Annotated in this window: 18 protein-coding genes and 1 tRNA gene; 11 read left to right on the top strand and 8 right to left on the bottom strand. The window is 68.6% G+C overall.

All coding sequences use genetic code 11. From position 1 onward, the window contains the following. Positions 1 to 55 precede the first annotated feature (55 nt). Positions 56 to 703 (top strand): class I SAM-dependent methyltransferase, encoded by a 648-nt coding sequence (locus OHN74_RS20695; RefSeq protein ID WP_327696046.1) that lies wholly within the window; start codon positions 56 to 58, stop codon positions 701 to 703. 10 nt (positions 704 to 713) lie between these two features. Here the strand turns inward: OHN74_RS20695 and OHN74_RS20690 are convergent, their stop codons facing one another. Together OHN74_RS20690 and OHN74_RS20685 are read right to left on the bottom strand one after the other, a co-directional pair. Beyond that, positions 714 to 1679 carry a helix-turn-helix transcriptional regulator gene (locus OHN74_RS20690; RefSeq protein WP_327696045.1) on the bottom strand — a complete coding sequence of 322 codons (966 nt, stop codon included), beginning with the start codon at positions 1677 to 1679 and terminating at the stop codon, positions 714 to 716. A 104-nt stretch (positions 1680 to 1783) separates the two neighbouring features. After that, entirely contained in the window at positions 1784 to 2974 is a 1191-nt protein-coding gene (locus tag OHN74_RS20685; RefSeq protein WP_327700204.1) for an IS110 family transposase, read from the bottom strand. Between the two features lie 235 nt (positions 2975 to 3209). Here OHN74_RS20685 and OHN74_RS20680 point away from each other — a divergent pair, with 235 nt between their 5' ends. Further along, positions 3210 to 3575 (top strand): VOC family protein, encoded by a 366-nt coding sequence (locus OHN74_RS20680; protein WP_327696044.1) that lies wholly within the window; start codon positions 3210 to 3212, stop codon positions 3573 to 3575. A 232-nt stretch (positions 3576 to 3807) separates the two neighbouring features. On the opposite strand, the gene OHN74_RS20675 is transcribed toward OHN74_RS20680, so the two are convergent. After that, positions 3808 to 4200, bottom strand: a complete 393-nt coding sequence (locus OHN74_RS20675; protein ID WP_327696043.1) for a hypothetical protein — start codon at positions 4198 to 4200, stop codon at positions 3808 to 3810. 282 nt (positions 4201 to 4482) lie between these two features. On the opposite strand from OHN74_RS20675, the gene OHN74_RS20670 reads away from it, so the two are divergent. From OHN74_RS20670 to OHN74_RS20660, 3 genes are all read left to right on the top strand, one after another. Next, a tRNA-Trp gene (locus OHN74_RS20670) sits at positions 4483 to 4557 on the top strand. 114 nt (positions 4558 to 4671) lie between these two features. Then, positions 4672 to 5109, top strand: coding sequence for a glutaredoxin domain-containing protein (locus OHN74_RS20665; RefSeq protein ID WP_327696042.1), 438 nt, complete (start codon positions 4672 to 4674; stop codon positions 5107 to 5109). Between the two features lie 114 nt (positions 5110 to 5223). After that, entirely contained in the window at positions 5224 to 5772 is a 549-nt protein-coding gene (locus OHN74_RS20660) for a GNAT family N-acetyltransferase (protein ID WP_327696041.1), read from the top strand. Between the two features lie 54 nt (positions 5773 to 5826). Here the strand turns inward: OHN74_RS20660 and OHN74_RS20655 are convergent, their stop codons facing one another. After that, positions 5827 to 6606 (bottom strand): hypothetical protein, encoded by a 780-nt coding sequence (locus OHN74_RS20655; RefSeq protein WP_327696040.1) that lies wholly within the window; start codon positions 6604 to 6606, stop codon positions 5827 to 5829. A 301-nt stretch (positions 6607 to 6907) separates the two neighbouring features. After that, positions 6908 to 7786, bottom strand: a complete 879-nt coding sequence (locus tag OHN74_RS20650) for a helix-turn-helix transcriptional regulator (RefSeq protein ID WP_327696039.1) — start codon at positions 7784 to 7786, stop codon at positions 6908 to 6910. An 84-nt stretch (positions 7787 to 7870) separates the two neighbouring features. On the opposite strand from OHN74_RS20650, the gene OHN74_RS20645 reads away from it, so the two are divergent. Next, the gene (locus OHN74_RS20645) at positions 7871 to 8491 is read left to right on the top strand and encodes a TIGR03086 family metal-binding protein (RefSeq protein WP_327696038.1); all 621 of its coding nucleotides are present in this window, start codon (positions 7871 to 7873) and stop codon (positions 8489 to 8491) included. Positions 8492 to 8538: 47 nt separating this feature from the next. Here the strand turns inward: OHN74_RS20645 and OHN74_RS20640 are convergent, their stop codons facing one another. Further along, the gene (locus OHN74_RS20640) at positions 8539 to 9879 is read right to left on the bottom strand and encodes an alpha/beta fold hydrolase (protein ID WP_327696037.1); all 1341 of its coding nucleotides are present in this window, start codon (positions 9877 to 9879) and stop codon (positions 8539 to 8541) included. Positions 9880 to 10064: 185 nt separating this feature from the next. Further along, complete coding sequence (locus OHN74_RS20635; protein ID WP_327696036.1) at positions 10065 to 10649, bottom strand: hypothetical protein; 585 nt, start codon at positions 10647 to 10649, stop codon at positions 10065 to 10067. A 269-nt stretch (positions 10650 to 10918) separates the two neighbouring features. Here OHN74_RS20635 and OHN74_RS20630 point away from each other — a divergent pair, with 269 nt between their 5' ends. Next, positions 10919 to 11569, top strand: a complete 651-nt coding sequence (locus OHN74_RS20630) for a hypothetical protein (RefSeq protein ID WP_327696035.1) — start codon at positions 10919 to 10921, stop codon at positions 11567 to 11569. A 157-nt stretch (positions 11570 to 11726) separates the two neighbouring features. Continuing rightward, entirely contained in the window at positions 11727 to 12095 is a 369-nt protein-coding gene (locus OHN74_RS20625; RefSeq protein WP_327696034.1) for a hypothetical protein, read from the top strand. 116 nt (positions 12096 to 12211) lie between these two features. On the opposite strand, the gene OHN74_RS20620 is transcribed toward OHN74_RS20625, so the two are convergent. Beyond that, positions 12212 to 12940, bottom strand: coding sequence for a response regulator transcription factor (locus tag OHN74_RS20620; protein WP_327696033.1), 729 nt, complete (start codon positions 12938 to 12940; stop codon positions 12212 to 12214). Between the two features lie 198 nt (positions 12941 to 13138). Between OHN74_RS20620 and OHN74_RS20615 the strand changes: the two genes are divergently transcribed. Genes OHN74_RS20615 through OHN74_RS20605 form a run of 3 tightly spaced genes read left to right on the top strand, consistent with a single transcriptional unit; the run spans position 13139 to position 15622 of the window. Then, the gene (locus OHN74_RS20615) at positions 13139 to 13639 is read left to right on the top strand and encodes a GntR family transcriptional regulator (RefSeq protein WP_327696032.1); all 501 of its coding nucleotides are present in this window, start codon (positions 13139 to 13141) and stop codon (positions 13637 to 13639) included. Between the two features lie 4 nt (positions 13640 to 13643). Then, complete coding sequence (locus tag OHN74_RS20610; protein ID WP_327700203.1) at positions 13644 to 14576, top strand: ABC transporter ATP-binding protein; 933 nt, start codon at positions 13644 to 13646, stop codon at positions 14574 to 14576. Further along, positions 14573 to 15622 (top strand): ABC transporter, encoded by a 1050-nt coding sequence (locus OHN74_RS20605; protein WP_327696031.1) that lies wholly within the window; start codon positions 14573 to 14575, stop codon positions 15620 to 15622. Before OHN74_RS20610 ends, OHN74_RS20605 begins: the two co-directional genes overlap by 4 nt. The last annotated feature ends 50 nt before the right edge of the window (positions 15623 to 15672 follow it).

Raw genomic sequence — 15672 nt, 5'->3', positions numbered from 1 at the left:
GAGTCGCGTCGCTCCGGGCGCTGCCCGTGTCAGTGGCACCCTCTACATTCCCGGAATGGTCGAACTGGACTCCCTCCCCGCCACCCGCGACGCCTACGACGCCGTCGCAACGCGCTACGCACAGAGCTTCGCCGACACTCTGCGCGACAGGCCGCTGGAGCGTGCGCTGCTCGCCGCGTTCGCCGAGTCGGTGCGCGCCGGTGGTGAAGGCGAGGTCGCGGATCTGGGCTGCGGTCCGGGGCATATCACCGCTCACCTAAGGGGGTTGGGACTGCGTGCCTTCGGTGTCGACGCGTCGCCCGCGATGATCGGGCTGGCCCGGGGGGCCAACCCGGAGCTGCGGTTCGAGGTGGGCTCGATGACGGCACTCGACATCGCGGACGGTGCGCTGGGCGGGGTGCTTTCGCGATCCTCGATCATCCACGTCCCACCGCAGGACCTCCCCACCGTGGTCGCGGAGTTCGCCCGGGTCCTGGCCCCGGGCGGTCACCTGCTGATCAGCTGCTTCGCCACCGACGACGCCGCGATTCCCACGCAGTCCTTCGACCACTCGGTGATGACTGCCTATCGCTGGTCGCCCGACTGCCTGGCGGGGCTGCTGCGTGATGTCGGCGTACGCGAGATCGCCCGGGTGCTGTGCGAGCCGAAGCCCACCGACAAGCGGCAGTTCCGGGAGCTGCAACTGCTCGCGGCCAAGGGCTAGTTGCTGCGGGTCAGGAGGTTGGTGACGGCGCATAGTGGTGGGCAAGAGCGGTGGCGAGGTCGCGGAGGTGCGCCCTGGCTTCGGTGGGGCCGTGCACGGTGATGGTGCTGCCGAACGGCAGTAGTGCTCGCACGTCCTCCAGATGCGGGAAGCGGATCGTCACCCTGTGGCCGGTGGCGGACTCTTGATGGTCGTCCCGGACGAGTCGTAGGCCGAAGATCCGTTGCGCTCGCTCGATCTGGGTCCGGTCGATGGTGGCGCTGACCTCTATCGCGTGGTTGTGCTCCCACTGATCAATGAGCGCTGCGGCGACGGTGGCCAGGGTCTGGCTCTCGCGGATCCGTCGTGGCTGGTCGACCTCTTTCCACGTCGTGATCCGTTCGAGTCGGTACATCCGTGGCACTCGGGCACGGTCGGCGACGAGGTACCAGACGCCGGCCTTGGCGAGCAGCCCGTAGGGATCCACGACCAGGTCGCGTGGGCATGACTCGCGTGTGCTGTCGTACTCGATCCGTAGCCGGCGACCTCGCCGCACCGCGCCGATCAGCGAAGCCGGAGTCGTGCCGGAAGCTCGTGCCTGACGCCAGGGACGGCTGTCCACGTGCACCACGTCGGTGAGTGGCACGAGCTCATGAACTCGTCGTGGCTGCGCGGCGGCGATCTTGGAGAGCGCGCGCCGGCTTTCGGCCGATGCGTCGAGCTCCGCACGTTGCTTCTCGTCCAGCCCGGTGAGCGACAGATGATCGAGCTCGCCCGGTGTGAGTCGCGCGAGGTCGAGCCCGGCTCCGGGCAGCATGGTCACGCCTCCGAGGCGGCCCCGGTGTGCGGTCACCGGCAGACCGGCGTCGCGGAGCCAGTTCAGGTCCCGGGTGATGGTTCGAAGGGACACCCCGAGCGCTGAGGCGAGTTCCTGTGTGGTCACGGCGTCCCGCGATTCGAGGAGCAGCATCAGGGTGAAGAAGCGGTCTGGGGTCACCCACCAATTTTCTCAGCGAATTGCGACAGGATGCGGCGCATATCCCGGTCAGGCTGGCGGATGCGTACCTACCACCTGTGAGAAGGAACTTCCCAATCGTGTTGTCAAGCCACTCCCGTGACGGGAGGTGAAACATGAAAGCACTCTCCGTCACGGATCATCGCCCACAGGACGTTGAGGCGTCGGCGTGCGAGAGCCAGCAGGGCCTGCTTGTGTCCCTTCCCCTCGCTCCGCTTCCGGTCGTAGAACGCCTTCGAGACAGGGCAGCACTGAAGGCTCACCATGGCCGACAGGTACATGGTTCGCAGCAGACCGCGGTGGTAGCGCCGGGGGCGGCGCAGGTTGCCGCTGATGCGGCCGGAGTCGCGTGGCCTGGGGGCCAGGCCGGCGAAGCCGGCCAGGCGGTCAGGGCTGCCGAAGGCGTCCATGTCGCCACCGGTGGCGGCGATGAACTCGGCCGCGAGTTTCGTGCCCATGCCGGGCAGGCTGCGGATCACCTCGGCGTGCGGATGCTCGCGAAACCGGGCCTCGATCAGGGCGTCGAGTTCGGCGATCTCCTCATCAAGGGCCATCACCCCCTTCGCGAGGCGGACCACCATGGCGGCGGCCAGCTTCTCGCCGGGCAGCGCGGTCTGCTGGGCCCGGGCGGCCTCCACGGCCGTCTTCGCCAGTGCAGCGGCGCCGCGGACCTTGCGGTTCTTCAGCCACGTCTCGATCCGGCTCGCTCCCGCCCGACGGATCGCAGCCGGGGTCTGGAAGCCGGTCAGCAGCATCACCGGTCCCCGGTTCGTCAGCTCCAGGGCCCGCTCCAACGCAGGGAAGATTTCCAGCAGTTGGGCCCTGAGTCGGTTGATCTGCCGAGTCCGGTCGAAGACCGTGTCCAGGCGGCGGGTGGTCAGGGTGCGCAGGTCGACGGCGATCTCGTCGCCGGGCCGCAGGAGGCCGAGGTCGCGGCGGACGCGGGCCTGGTCGGCGATGACGAAGGCGTCCTTCGCATCCGTCTTACCCTCGCCCCGGTAGGCGGCCGAGGCACGGTGGACCGCCAGGCCGGTGAGGTAGGCGACCGGCTGACCGTGGCTGACCAGCAGGCCGATCAGCAGTGCGGCACCACCGTGGTTGAGGTCGACAGCCCACAGCACGTCCCGGGATATCTCCAGGACGTCGCCGATCAGGGCGAGAAGCTCACTCTCGTCGTTCGCGACTCGGCGGGACAGCAGGCGCTTGCCCTCCGCGTTGATCACCACGCAGTGGTGATGCGTCTTGCCGATGTCCGCTCCGGCCCAGATCTCGGGCACGTTCCCCTCCGCCAGCTCGTCGTAGATCAATCCCGCAGACGACCTCGCCGACGTTGTCCTACAGCAGCGATCGGAGTCGCATCTCCCAATTGGCGGTCGAGTCGTCGCGGGGCTCCGGGCGGCCAAGTTCCTTAAGCCATCGAGAGGTCTCCCGCATGACAGCCATACCCAGAGCCCCTGGGCCCTCCGATCTTACGAATGACCAGAGCAACCACCCTTGAAAGGTAGGACAACCATGACCACATCCGTCGTGTCCATCATCTACGTGAACGACGCTCCCGCCGCAGCTCGTTTCTACGGCGACCTCCTCGGCATGAGCCCCTCGTTCGAGACTCCGGGATACATCACCTTCGACCTCGGGCCGGGCGCTGACCTCGGTCTGTGGTCCGGCCAGTTGGAGGATCTGTCACCGGACGTCCCGCGCACCAGTGAGGTGTGCCTGGCACTCGACGGTGGACCCGACGTCCTCAACGCGACCTTCGAGCAGTGGAGTTCCAAGGGGGTCACGATCCTGCGCGAGCCTTACGACGCGGGGTTCGGGCTGACCTTCCTCGCAGCCGATCCTGACGGGAACCGTATCCGCGTCGCACCGCAGGGCTGAGAGACCGCCATGCGGCAGGCGCGCACGACAGGTGTCGCGCCTGCCGTCGTCTGGCCGACTGACTCGGCTCGACGCCGCGAAGTGATGGAAGAACTCGGTGCCACGATCGGCCTTTCGTAGCGGCCCTGAACTCGCCGACTGTCTTTGGGAACATGCCGAGAACTGGGGCGCCTGAGCGATGGCGACGAACAGGTCTGAACGAGACGGAAACCGAGACGGTCACGCGTACCGCCTACGGGCATGGCCGGTCGTGTGGCAGGTCGCAGACGTCGTCGCGCACGTGCAGTCTGCGGAGGTCCTGGACCAGCCCGACAGGGTACGGATGCATCGCCCACCTGGCGCGATATCCGGCCTCGCCATGCTCCCTGAGCACAGTGTCGGCGGCGTTCCAGACAGCGTGCGCCAACGCCGAACGCGGATGGGCCGACTGCCAGATCACCGTGCCGTCGGAGTCCGGACGGTCGAGGCTGACGTCGATGTCGGGGAACTCGTGGATGGTCACCTTGATCGCGTCATCCGTGGTGCGGAGCACCCAGCGAAGCTCCTGGGGCTCGGCGTCGAAGAAGAACCGGACTGAGCGATGCTGCCCGTACAACTCTCCCGTGCCTGCTACGAGGTCCGCCAACGCGTCAGTGCAGTAACTGGCGGTCACCGATGCCGTCTGAGATCCATCGTCCAGGTGGCACGTTGCCCAACCATGGCCCACCAGTTCCCAGTTCAGCTGAAGGTTCAGCCGAAGAGCACTCGCTGGTCTTTGTTCCGTCGACACAGGCTGAGGCTACGGGGCGCGACTGGCCGCCACTGGCTCGGAGCTTGGAAGATCGCGTATGCGGATCGGGCCCGAGTGGCGAACGGGTACGTGTGCTACCTCGGCAGCAGCGGGAGTCCTTAGCATGGCGGACGGGGCGGAGCCGTAGCGCAGAGGTCGTCGCGCGCGGTCTCCAAAATCGCGAGGACGCCGGTTCGAATCCGGCCGGTTCTGCACCCTTGGTCGGAGCACAAATGCTCAGACGAAGGGCGCCCCAGCGTCCGGCGAACGCCCAGGCGAGCGGCCTGGTTCGAGGAGCGTCTCGACTCGTCGGTAGCCTGCATCACCATGATGCGCGCTTGGATCCTGCCGATGCTGCTTGTGCTCAGCGGCTCAGCCGTCGCGACCGGGCAGATCGTCAAGGGGAGCCCCGGCGCAGCCGTGGCACTCCTGCTGGCGTTCCTGGTGCTCGCCGGTGTGAACTCGCCCCTGATCTTCCCGAGGTCGATCGGCGCGCAGGAGGCACAACGCCGCAGCGCGGTCGACGGCCGACCGGTCGTCTTCTGGCGGCCGGGCTGCAAGTACTGCATACGGCTGCGCATCCGGCTGGGCCGCGGCGCCCGCCAGTTGCACTGGGTCGACATCTGGCGCGACCCGGCAGGAGCCGCAGCGGTGAGAGCGGCCAACGACGGCAACGAGACCGTGCCGACCGTCGTCGTGGCGGGCCGGCCACACACCAACCCCGATCCCGGATGGGTGCGCGAACAGCTCTCCCCTTCCGCGTGACCAGATACCGCGCCCTGCCGAAGAGACACCCGCACACCCAAGCGCACAGAGGTCAGAAGGCTGAGAAGACAAGCTGAGGCTCCTGCCCGGCGGGCGCGCGGTAGTTTGCCCGCCGTGGTTGAACTTGGACCGGTCGCCTGGCCACCTGCCCCGATCAGGACCGGGCGGCTCGTACTCCGCGAGTCCGAGGCCCGGGACCGTGCGGCGCTGATCGAGCTGTTCGCCTCGCCAGAGGTGGGCACCTACATCGGTGGCCCTCGACCGCGCGATGAGCTGGAGCGCGCGGTGCCTGAGGTGCCCGGGCAACGCCCTGGCTTTTTTGTGGTCGAGCTCGACGGAGCGATGATCGGCATCGTCACGCTCGATCGGCGCGACCCAGAGCGTCCGGGGCACGTCCGCCCGGAAGGCGGGGAGGCCGAGCTCGGCTACATGTTCCTGCCCCAGGTGTGGGGATACGGGTACGCCACCGAGGCATGCGCAGCGGCACTCGACTGGTTCGCCGACACGCTTCCCGGCGAGCCAGTCGTGCTCACCCCCCAGACCGCCAACGACCGCTCGATGCGCCTCGCGGCGAAGTTGGGATTCACCGAGGTGGAGCGGTTCGAGGACTACGGCGCCGAGCAGTGGCTTGGCGTCCGGTCCCCGGTCACGCCGTCCGTTTGAGCTCGCGCTCGTTGCCGCGAGCCGGCCTGTCACCACCGAGCGGCAGGCCCGACATCACGCCTCTCCCTGCCGTTCCATGGACAGCAGGTCGATCGGCGGCCATGGATAGCCCAGTTGCTCGGCATCGTGCGAACCTCCCCAGATCTCGGCGGTGGCACGGGGATCGCCTGCGGTCAGCCGCGCTTCGAGGCGCTCGGCCTGGACCGCTGGGGCGTCCGCGGAGATCGGGAGGGTCATCCCGAACTGGAGCCAGGGCAGATCTGCGTCGGTCCGGTCACGGGGATGCCAAAGGACGACGTGGATTCGATCGGGTTCCTTGTGGGAGGCCCAGACGCCTTCCAACTCGCAGTCCCATCTGACGAGCCAGTCCGCGCGTCCCCTCAGCCCCGCCTCGAGCAGTCGCGCAACCGCTCCTGCCGGCCACTCCCAACCGCGGTCCTCGTCGGCTCGCAGGACCTCGGCCTCGTACTGACCTGTGGTGAACCGAAGCTCCGGCAGGTCGAAGTCCTGATTGGCCGGGTCGCGCCAGCCCGTCCAGACAACATGGTTCCCGCTACGCGTGACCGTCATGTACAGCGCGCCACAGCACTCCTCCACGCCGCACCCGGACCGGGCGAGACGAACCTCGTGGGGCGTCGCCGTGGCATGCAACGGCCCGTCCTGGCCCAGCAGATACCTGGGGCCTGCTCCCACGTACCGGGAGCCTCCCACGCCACCGGGAACCATCTCGGCCAGAAGATCCCGGCCGTTGACGATCGGGCGGACCTCCACGCAGCCCTCGTCGGGTGGAGGGCACGCGATGCTCAGACTGAGAAGGTCCGGTCTCGTGGTCATCGGCCCATGGTCGAGGAGCCGGGGCGCACTTGTCCTGTGATTTCGCGGGTCTGCGTGGTGAACGGAGCGAGCTGCCTCGCGATGGTGGCATCGACCAGGTCGTGGCCTGGCGTGTGGCAGGCGGATCGGCGCGTGAACATCTCCGCCTGCGACCCGGCCTACCTGCTCAGGACGGATCGAGGCTCCGACCTGCCTGAGCAGACCCCGAGCGACCGCCGGGATCCGAGCCCCGCCTGGTAGCGCCGTGCAGCCGGTCCCGTCGGCCATCTCGGGGGACGGGAGGTTGATCGGCGCGGTGAACCTACGGACGGTTCTGACAAGAGCCGTCCTCCCGCTCCCCCCGCCGAGCCCAACTCGCGTACTGAGCCGGTGAAACCCCTACCGCCCCCGTGAAGTCCCGCGTGAAGTGGGCCTGGTCGGAGTACCCGAGTTCGGTGGCCAGGGCCGACCAGTCCTGGGGAGTCGTGGCCGCCCGGGACGCGGCCTCCTGGATTCGGGTGCGGCGGATGACCCATTTGGGGCCGATGCCGACGTATTCCGCGAAGAGGCGCTGGAGTTGGCGGGTGCTCATGTCGGCGAGGGTGGCGAGTTGGGAGACCCGGAGGAGCGAAGGGTCCGTGGTGATGGTGTCGACCAGGGTTGTCGCCACCTCGATGTCTCGGTACACGGAGGGTGCCGTCGCGGCGGGATCCGGGGCGAAGGTGCGCAGGAACGTGGCAGCCAGTTCCAGTGCCGTGGGGACGTCCGGCTCGGTGATGACCGTGTTGGCCGCTGTTCGTGCCGTCTCGCCGAAGAGGTCTTCCACGTCGATGACTCGGTCGGTGAGTGTGGACACCGGGGAGTTGAGGAACGGGCGGAAGCCGCCGGGGCGGAAGCGTAGGCCCAGTGCGCGGCCGGTGCCTGAGATCTCTCGGGTGAACGTGTTGCTGACGATGCCCGTGATCTGGGCCTCGCCGCCGGTGACGAAGGTGAGGTGGACCATCGGGTGGGTGAGGACCTGTTGGTGGTGTGGCTCGGTCAGGTTCCAGTGGAGGATCCAGTAGCCGTCCAGGAACCTCGCCAGGTCCTCCGGGGGCGGTTCGGTGGTCAGGCGGAAGCGTTCGGCTGCCGTGTGCGGGTCGAGGATGGCCCGCCGACGGGCCCCCCGGTGCTCACGTCGCGTTTGTTCAAGACTCGTCATCGGTCCCCTGTCTACCTTGGCCCCCTGGGATGCGGAAGTGAAGAAGTCAGGAAGTCAGGAAGCATGAAGGTGGGAAGGGATGACGTGGAACCTCGGTCTCTGATGGTTCGGGCCTCGGCGGTGGCCGTCGACATCGTGCGGGGCATTCGGGACGATGACCTCGAATCGCCCACCCCCTGCACCGAGTTGAACGTCCGCGCGCTCGTCGGTCACCTGGCCCACTGGACCGGCGTACGAGGACATGCCGCCGGACTCAAGCAGGCACCGCACGAGGATCGGTTCGTCGACGGGTTCGACTTCACCGGAGTCGCCGGGTGGGCCGACGCGTACGCCTCCCGGTCGGCGGCCACCGCCCTCGTCTGGAGTGAGCCCGACGCCTGGGCGGGTGAGACCGCGCTCACCGGGGCCGGGAGCGGATCCATGCCCGCCCGCTTCGTGGGGGGAATCCTGCTCGGGGAGTGGCTTGTCCACGGGTGGGATCTTGCCGTCGCCACCGGGCAGCAGGTCGCCGTCGACGTGGATGACGAGCTTGCCGCAGCGCTGTACGAGGACATCGCCGGCAAGGCGGAGACGGCCAGACGGTACGGCGTGTTCGGGCCCGAAGTGCCGGTGCCGGCCGACGCGCCCCTGTTCGAGCAGGCGTTGGGGCTCGCGGGGCGTGATCCGTCGTGGCGGCGACAGCGAGGCCGACCGGTGGGGTCGTAGCCCCTGGTCGGCCTCGCTGTCACCGCGTACGGCAGTTGCTCACCCGCTCACGGCAGGATCGGCAACACCCCGCAGTTCGATGTGGCCGGCTTTCCCGACAGGCGGTCCGTGAGCCAGTTCACCGCGCTGCCCTGGTCCGTGAGGAGTGGGGTGAAGTGGTTCAGGAGCGGGCTGATCACGTTCGGCAGGATCACCGGCCTGTACGTGATGTTCGCGCCCTTCTCGCACCAGTCCGCGGCCAGGCGGCGGGCCTGGGCGTGGGGAACCAGGTTGTCGCTGGTGCCTGTTGCTATGCGGATCGGGCCCGATGGTTTCGACGTGCCTATGCGCTGGCTGTTCAGGAACGTCTGGAGGGCCGGGGTGGACGCGATGATGTCGGAGATGGACTTGCCGTCCGTCGTCCACTTCGTGCTCTTCGCGTAGCCGTAGCCGAACAGGGCGTCCCCCACGCACATCGTCGACAGGTCGGTCAGCGCCGCCTTGCCCGCCGCGTTCAGGTGGGCCTCGGCTATCGGCTTCAGCGTGGGGTCCGACTGGAGGAAGCCGTTGAGCGACCAGGCCAGCGCGCCGGCCAGTTCGCTGCCGTCGATCGCCTTCGTGACCGCGGTCAGGTCGGCCGGTGGGGCACCCGAGTAGGTGCCCGCGAGGGTGATGTCGGGTGCGTAGGAGGACTGGAGCTCCGCTGCCGCCGCCGTTGCTCCGCCGCCCTGGCTGTAGCCGAACAGGCCCACCCGGGAGGCCGATGTGATCGACGTGTCGGGGAGGGAACGGGCGGCGCGTACCGCGTCCAGTACGGCGTGGGCCTCGTCGAGGCGGTTGACGTACGTGTGGAGGCGGTCCGTCGCGCCCAGACCGGCGTAGTCCGTGACGACCACCGCGGCGCCGGTCGCCAGGAGGCGGTAGATCGCCACGTCCTCGTAACCGACGGACACCGTACGGCCGTTGAACGACAGGGGGTTCTCCAGGCCGAGGGACGCGGCGCACTGGTCGCCCTGGCCCATCGTGCCCGGGGCCACCGCGACCAACGGGCGCGGGCCGCCTCCCTTCCAGGTCGCCGTCGGTTCGATGTACGCGCCGGTGACCGCGACCGGGGCGCCGTTCGAGTCCGTGGACTTGTACATCAGGCGGGTCGCCCGGCCCGGGAAGGGACCGTCGAGGGTGGGGAGGGAGACGGCGAGGGGAAGGGGCTCGGTGCGGATCAACGCGCCGTTGGCGGTGGGGAGAGTGGCTGGTGGCGTGTAGAACGTGGGGATCTGCACGCCTCGGGACACGACAGTCTCCGTCGAGGAGGCGTCGGATGCCGTGGCTGTTGTGTACGAGAGTGCCTGGGCGCCGAGACAAGTCGCAGCGGTGACCGCTGCGGCCAGGAGCCGTCTGCGTGCGGGCATGGCGAACCTCCTGTGGGGCGTGGGGCAGGAAGGAAGCGATGAAGAACCCGGGGAGAGGCCGAGGGGTGGTCTCTCCTTACCGGGCGGTTCGCCAGGACCGTACCTACTGGTCGGTTACTTCGGGTAGCAGTCGGGAGGTTACGGTTGAGTAACTTGACTCACTGTCTAATTGGGGGAACGGGACGTCACTGGTCGCAGCCGATGGCCTCCGGCGTGAACTTCATGGGGGCGAGCCGGTCCGTGGCGGCGGCCTCGTCGTAGGTCACCCTCGTGACCTGGTACCAGACGGCGTCCCGCTTGGCGTCGCCGTCCACGTCGTCCAGGCTCACGCACCAGCGTTCCTGGCGGACCACACGCGTGTACGTCTCGGTGCCGCTGCGGACCTTCGAGCACTTCTGGTAGTGCTCTGTGGTGTACCAGGTGCGCGTCTTCTTCGCGGTGCCCCTGCCCGTCCGCTCCGTGTGCTTGACCTGCCTGGTCGCCGACGTGCACTTCTTGACGAGGTGCGGGCGGGTGGCCCTGGCCGTCTTGGCGGTGACGTGACGGACGGCGTTGCGGCGACCGCGGACGGTGGGCGTCACCGGCACTGGCACCGGCGCCGTCTCCTGGACGTCGGCGCCGCCGGCGTCGTCGTACTGGCTGCTGGTGGTGCCGTCGTCGGCGGTCCACGGGTCGTCGTCCTGTGAGCCGTCGCCGCTTCCGCACGCGCCGAGCCCGGCCATGAGGATCATCGTGAATCCGGCCAATGCCAGACGTCTCCTGCTGGACATGTCTTGTTCCCCGTCCGTCACTGTCTCGAAAAGACGGTCAGGCTATCTCCCTCGCATCGCGACCATCGACGCGGAACGGTCCGGCAGTCCGACGGCGACCGCATTTCCCGGGCGGGCGCGCGGGCCTCTGATCCGGCTCTGATGAATCCCCCAGGAAACTCTGGGCCGCCTTCTGATCGCGCGTTGATCAACCGAACCGGCCGCGCCTGTGGAATGGGCGCAGCCGGTGGGACTTCCACAGGCACCCGCTCTCCGGAAGGAAATGAGCAATGGCAATCTCACCCCGCAGGCTCGTGTCCAAGAAGGGCCTGCCCCGTACCGCCGGGGCGGTCGCCGCTCTCGCGGTCGGCGCCACTCTGCTCGCGTCACCGGCGGCCAGTGCCGCCGACAATCCCACCCCGAAGGAACTGCTGGCGACCTGCGGTGTCAGCACCAGCCTCTGCGTGTTCCACCCGCAGAGCTTCCAGGAGTACACCGGCCCCAGCCACCACCTCGGACCGACCGTCTACAACTGCGCGACGAACGCGAACACCCTCACGGTCGGTGGTGAGGAAACGGTCGGATCCTCGGACTCCGTAGGCCTCACGATCACCGCCACCGCCGGGTTCGCCAAGGTCTTCGAGGTCGGCCTGGAGACGAGCTACAACCGCACGTGGGAACGCAGCCACATGGACAAGGTCGAGTTCGGGACGAGTGTCCCCGCCGGCTTCAAGGGCTGGGTGGAGCGGGGCACGCCCAAGCGGAAGGCCACCGGCTGGTACGAGATCCAGTACAAGAACCGCCACTGGGGCCACTTCGACTGGTACGTCAACAACTACACCGAGTCGGGCTGGGACGTCGGCAAGTCGAACGGCGGTTACGCCAACTTCAAGGACGCGCCGATGACCCAGCAGGAACGCAACGAGCACTGCGGCCACTGAATTCCACGTCCGGAGTTCTCTCCTCGTCCGGAGTTCTCTCCTCCGTATTTCTCCTCCGCACCCCGCATTTCCCCTTCCCTTTCGGCCGGGCATGCCCGAGCAGGCATGCCCGGCTCGCGACAGAAGCAGAAATCGAAACAGAAATGGTGGCAGTTCCATGAACGGAATCAAGCGGAAGGTCACGATGGCGGTTCTCGCCGGGGCCACTGTCGTCGGTGCTCTGGCGATGCCCGCGACGGCCTCGGCGGACGGCGGCAAGTTCGTCCAGCTGCGGGTCTGCAGCGCGTCGACCGAGACGGTCAAGTTCTACTTCGTCGGCGAGAACCAGCACGGTGACTGGGTCGGCTCCCGGTTCTGGGAGATCCCGCCGAAGGGCTGCACCACGGCCGAGGGCTGGTGGTGGCTGGCCGGCCGGTCCGTCGAGTTCCACCACCGCAAGCCCAGCACGGGCTGGCGCTGGGAGCAGCGCGTTGTCCCGGCGAACGGTCACAAGAACGGCGACACCATCCGGCTCGACATCGGCTAGACGAACCTGGCCGAGTGCAGGCAGAAGGGGTTCGCCGACCGCGTACAGCGGTCGGCGAACCCCTTTTCCGCTCTACCGGGATGCGTGCGATACATGCGATACGCGTGCCACGCCCGTCACGTCCCCACCGGGTCCGCGTGCACGATGTACCCCGCGCCGCGCACCGTACGGATCAGCGACTGGCCCGAGTCGCCCAGCTTGCGCCGCAGGTAGTAGACGTATGTCTCGACCACGCCCGACTCGCCCTGGAAGCCGTAGTTCCAGACCGTGTCCAGGATGTGTGCCTTGGAGATGACCTGGCCGGCGTTCTCCAGGAGCACCTTCAGCAGCGCGAACTCCGTCGCCGACAGCGGTACGGCCGTGCCGTGCCGCCACACCTCGTGGGTGCACTCGTCCAGCTCGACGCCGGCCGCGCACAGTCGGCGAGGAGCCGCTGGGGCGGGGCGGACAGCGCCTCGGGCCCGCCGGATCAGGGCCCGGATGCGGGCGCTGACCTCGGTGAGGTCGAAGGGCTTGGTGACGTAGTCGTCGCCGCCCACGGCCAGGGCGTGGCACTTGTCCTCGACCGCCGTACGGGCGCTGAGGAAGATCACCGGGGTGTCGATGCCCGCGGCGCGGAGCTTCCCGCAGACCTCGGTGCCGTTCAGGTGGGGGAGCGCCAGGTCCAGCAGTACGGCGTCGGGCTTCCGGCGGCGGACCTCCTGGATCGTCTCGGCGCCGGCCGGCACGAGGTGCGCGTCGAAGCCGAGGAAGCGCAGCGCCATGACCAGCATGTCGGAGGTGCCGGACTCGTCCTCGACCACGAGGACGGAGGGGTGCTCGGGTACAGAAAGATCTTGGTTCACGCCGGAGGCACTTCCTGTCGGGCGGTCGTTCGGGCGGCCGTTTGCGAGGCCTGGACCCAGGCTGACCACCGAAACGTTGTCCAAGAAGCCCCTCCGGTCACTTCGGACAACCCGGCCCCCGCCCTCCCCGCTCTCCGGTTCGGCGTTGACAACCGCCCTCGCACCCCTCCATCATCATTCCACTAATCAAGTAGTGGAATGATGATGGAGGTGGTGGTGATCGTGGAGTACCGCATCGACAGGCGGAGCGGGGTCCCCGCCTTCCAGCAGATCGTGCAGCAGACCAAGCAGGCCATGCGCCTGGGCGTCCTGGTGCCGGGCGACCGGCTGCCCACCGCCAAGGAAGTCGCCGAGACCAGCACGGTCAACCCGAACACCACCCTCAAGGCGTACCGCGAGCTGGAGCGCGAGGGCCTGGTCGAACCGCGACCGGGCCAGGGCACCTTCGTACGCCGCACGCTGGCCCGCCCGTCGGCAGGCACCGACTCACCGCTGTACGCGGAGCTGGTGGCGTGGATGGCGAAGGCGGCCGGGGCCGGTCTTGAGCAGGAGGACGTGGCCGCGCTGGTCACGTCGGCGATGGAGAAGCAGTACGCCGCCGGGAACGCGGCGGCGACGGCGGCCACGGGGGCCGTGACCACGGGGTTCACGACGACGGGGTCCACGGGGGCCACGACAACTAGGAGCACAGGTGAGTGACGGTATGTACGCGGGGGAACCGGCGCTTGAGGCGTACGGGCTGGGGATGCGTTACCGGCGGGGCTGGGCGCTGCGGGACTGTTCCTTCCGGCTCCCGGCGGGACGGATCTGCGGGCTGGTGGGACCCAACGGGGCGGGCAAGACCACACTGCTGAGCATCGCGGCCCATGTCCTGGAGCCGACGAACGGCTCGATCAGCCTGTTCGGTGAGGCACCCGGCTCGGCGGAGTCCGGCCGGCGCACCGCGTTCCTCGCCCAGGAGAAGCCCCTGTTCCGCCGCTTCACCGTGGCGGAGACCCTGCGTCTGGGCCGGGAGCTGAACCCCGGCTGGGACCAGCGTGCCGCCGAGGACGTCATCCGCGCGGGCAACGTGCCCTTCGACGCGAAGATCAGCACCCTCTCCGGCGGTCAGCGCACCCGCGTCGCCATCGCCCTCGCCTTCGGCAAGCGCCCCGACCTGCTGCTGCTCGACGAGCCGATGTCGGACCTCGACCCGGTCGTGCGCCACGAGATCATGGGCACCCTCCTCGCCGAGGCCGCCGAACGCGGCACCACCGTGCTGATGTCCACCCACGTCCTCGCCGAACTGGAGAACGTGTGCGACTACCTGGTCGTCGTCTCCGGGGGCGGAGTGCGCCTCGCCGGTGACGTGGACGAGCTGATGTCCGTGCACACCCTGGTCACCGGGGCCAGGGAGGGGGAGGGCATGCCCGCCGCCCTCGGGCACCACACCCTCGTCGAGTCCCGGACCAGCGGGCGGCAGTTCACCGCGCTCATCCGCCCCGAGGGCCCGGTCACCGGCCCCTGGGAGACCAACGCCCCGAACATGGAGGAACTCCTGCTCGCGTATCTCCGCTCCCCCGACGCTCCGCCGCTGATCACACCCACCGCCCAGGTCCAGGGCCAGGCGTTCGGCACCGGGACGGTGGCGGCATGAGCACCTTCACCAACGCCTCGACCTCGACGGGCAGCACGACCGACGGCAGGAACGGCACCATGAACGCGACCACCACGGAGGCCACCCGGCGCCCCCGCCTCAGCGGTATGAACTGGCTGGTCTGGCGCCAGCACCGGGCCGCGTTCTGGACCATCCTCGCCGCCACCGCGCTCTCCGTGGCGTGGATCGTCTTCCAGCGCAACCAGATGATGGACTTCCTCACCGGCTACGGCTGGCCCACCAACAGCCTCGAAGAAGTGGGCCCGGAGTTCGAGCCGTACCGCAGCGCCTTCACCTTCGTCTCCGGCGGTCTGGGGTTCATACCCGTCCTGCTCGGTGTCTTCCTCGGCGCTCCGCTGCTCGCCGGCGACCTGGAGAACGGCACCGCCAAGCTGGTCGCCGCCCAGTCGGCGAGCCGGACCCGCTGGCTGGCCACCAAGCTCGGCGTGACCACGCTGGTGGTCGTGGTGAGCACGGTGGCGCTGTCGGTGGCGTTCGGCTGGTGGTGGAACCCGGTCAAGGACGAGAACACGGTCCTGGAGTGGACTTCCGGCTCCGCCTTCGACGTCACGGGACCCGTGCCCGTCGCCCTCACCCTCTTCACCGTCGTCGGCGGCGTGGCGATCGGCGTGGTGCTGCGCCGCACGCTGATGGCCATGGTGGTCACCTTCGGTTTCGCCGTCGCGGTCCAGCTCGTCTGGGACTACCTCCGGCTGTCGCTCGGCGATGTCGTCACGATCACGACGAACAAGGGCGTCACCGCCGAGAACTCGTTCCCGGACCTGCCCCACGCCGCGTACCAGATCGACGAGTCGTACCTCACCAGCAGCGGGGATCTCCTTGGCTGGAGCACCTGTGCGAACGGGCCTACGGATCAGGCGCGTGAGCTGTGCCTGAAGAAGGAGGGTGTCGTGGGCTGGTCCGTGGACTATCTGCCGATCTCGCAGATGAACGGCATGCAGTGGCTCGGGGCCTCGATCCTGTTCGCCCTGACGGCCGGTGTCGTGGCGTTCCTCTTCTTCTGGGGCCGTAAGCGGCTCGTCTGAGACCGCACGCCCCGCGCCCCTTTCCTCAAAGGGGCGCCTCTTTTCCCTCC

This window comes from Streptomyces sp. NBC_00459, from assembly GCF_036013955.1.
Classification (GTDB): domain Bacteria; phylum Actinomycetota; class Actinomycetes; order Streptomycetales; family Streptomycetaceae; genus Streptomyces.
Note: the sequence above shows the minus strand (reverse complement) of the source record. Positions and strands in the feature narration are given on the sequence as shown.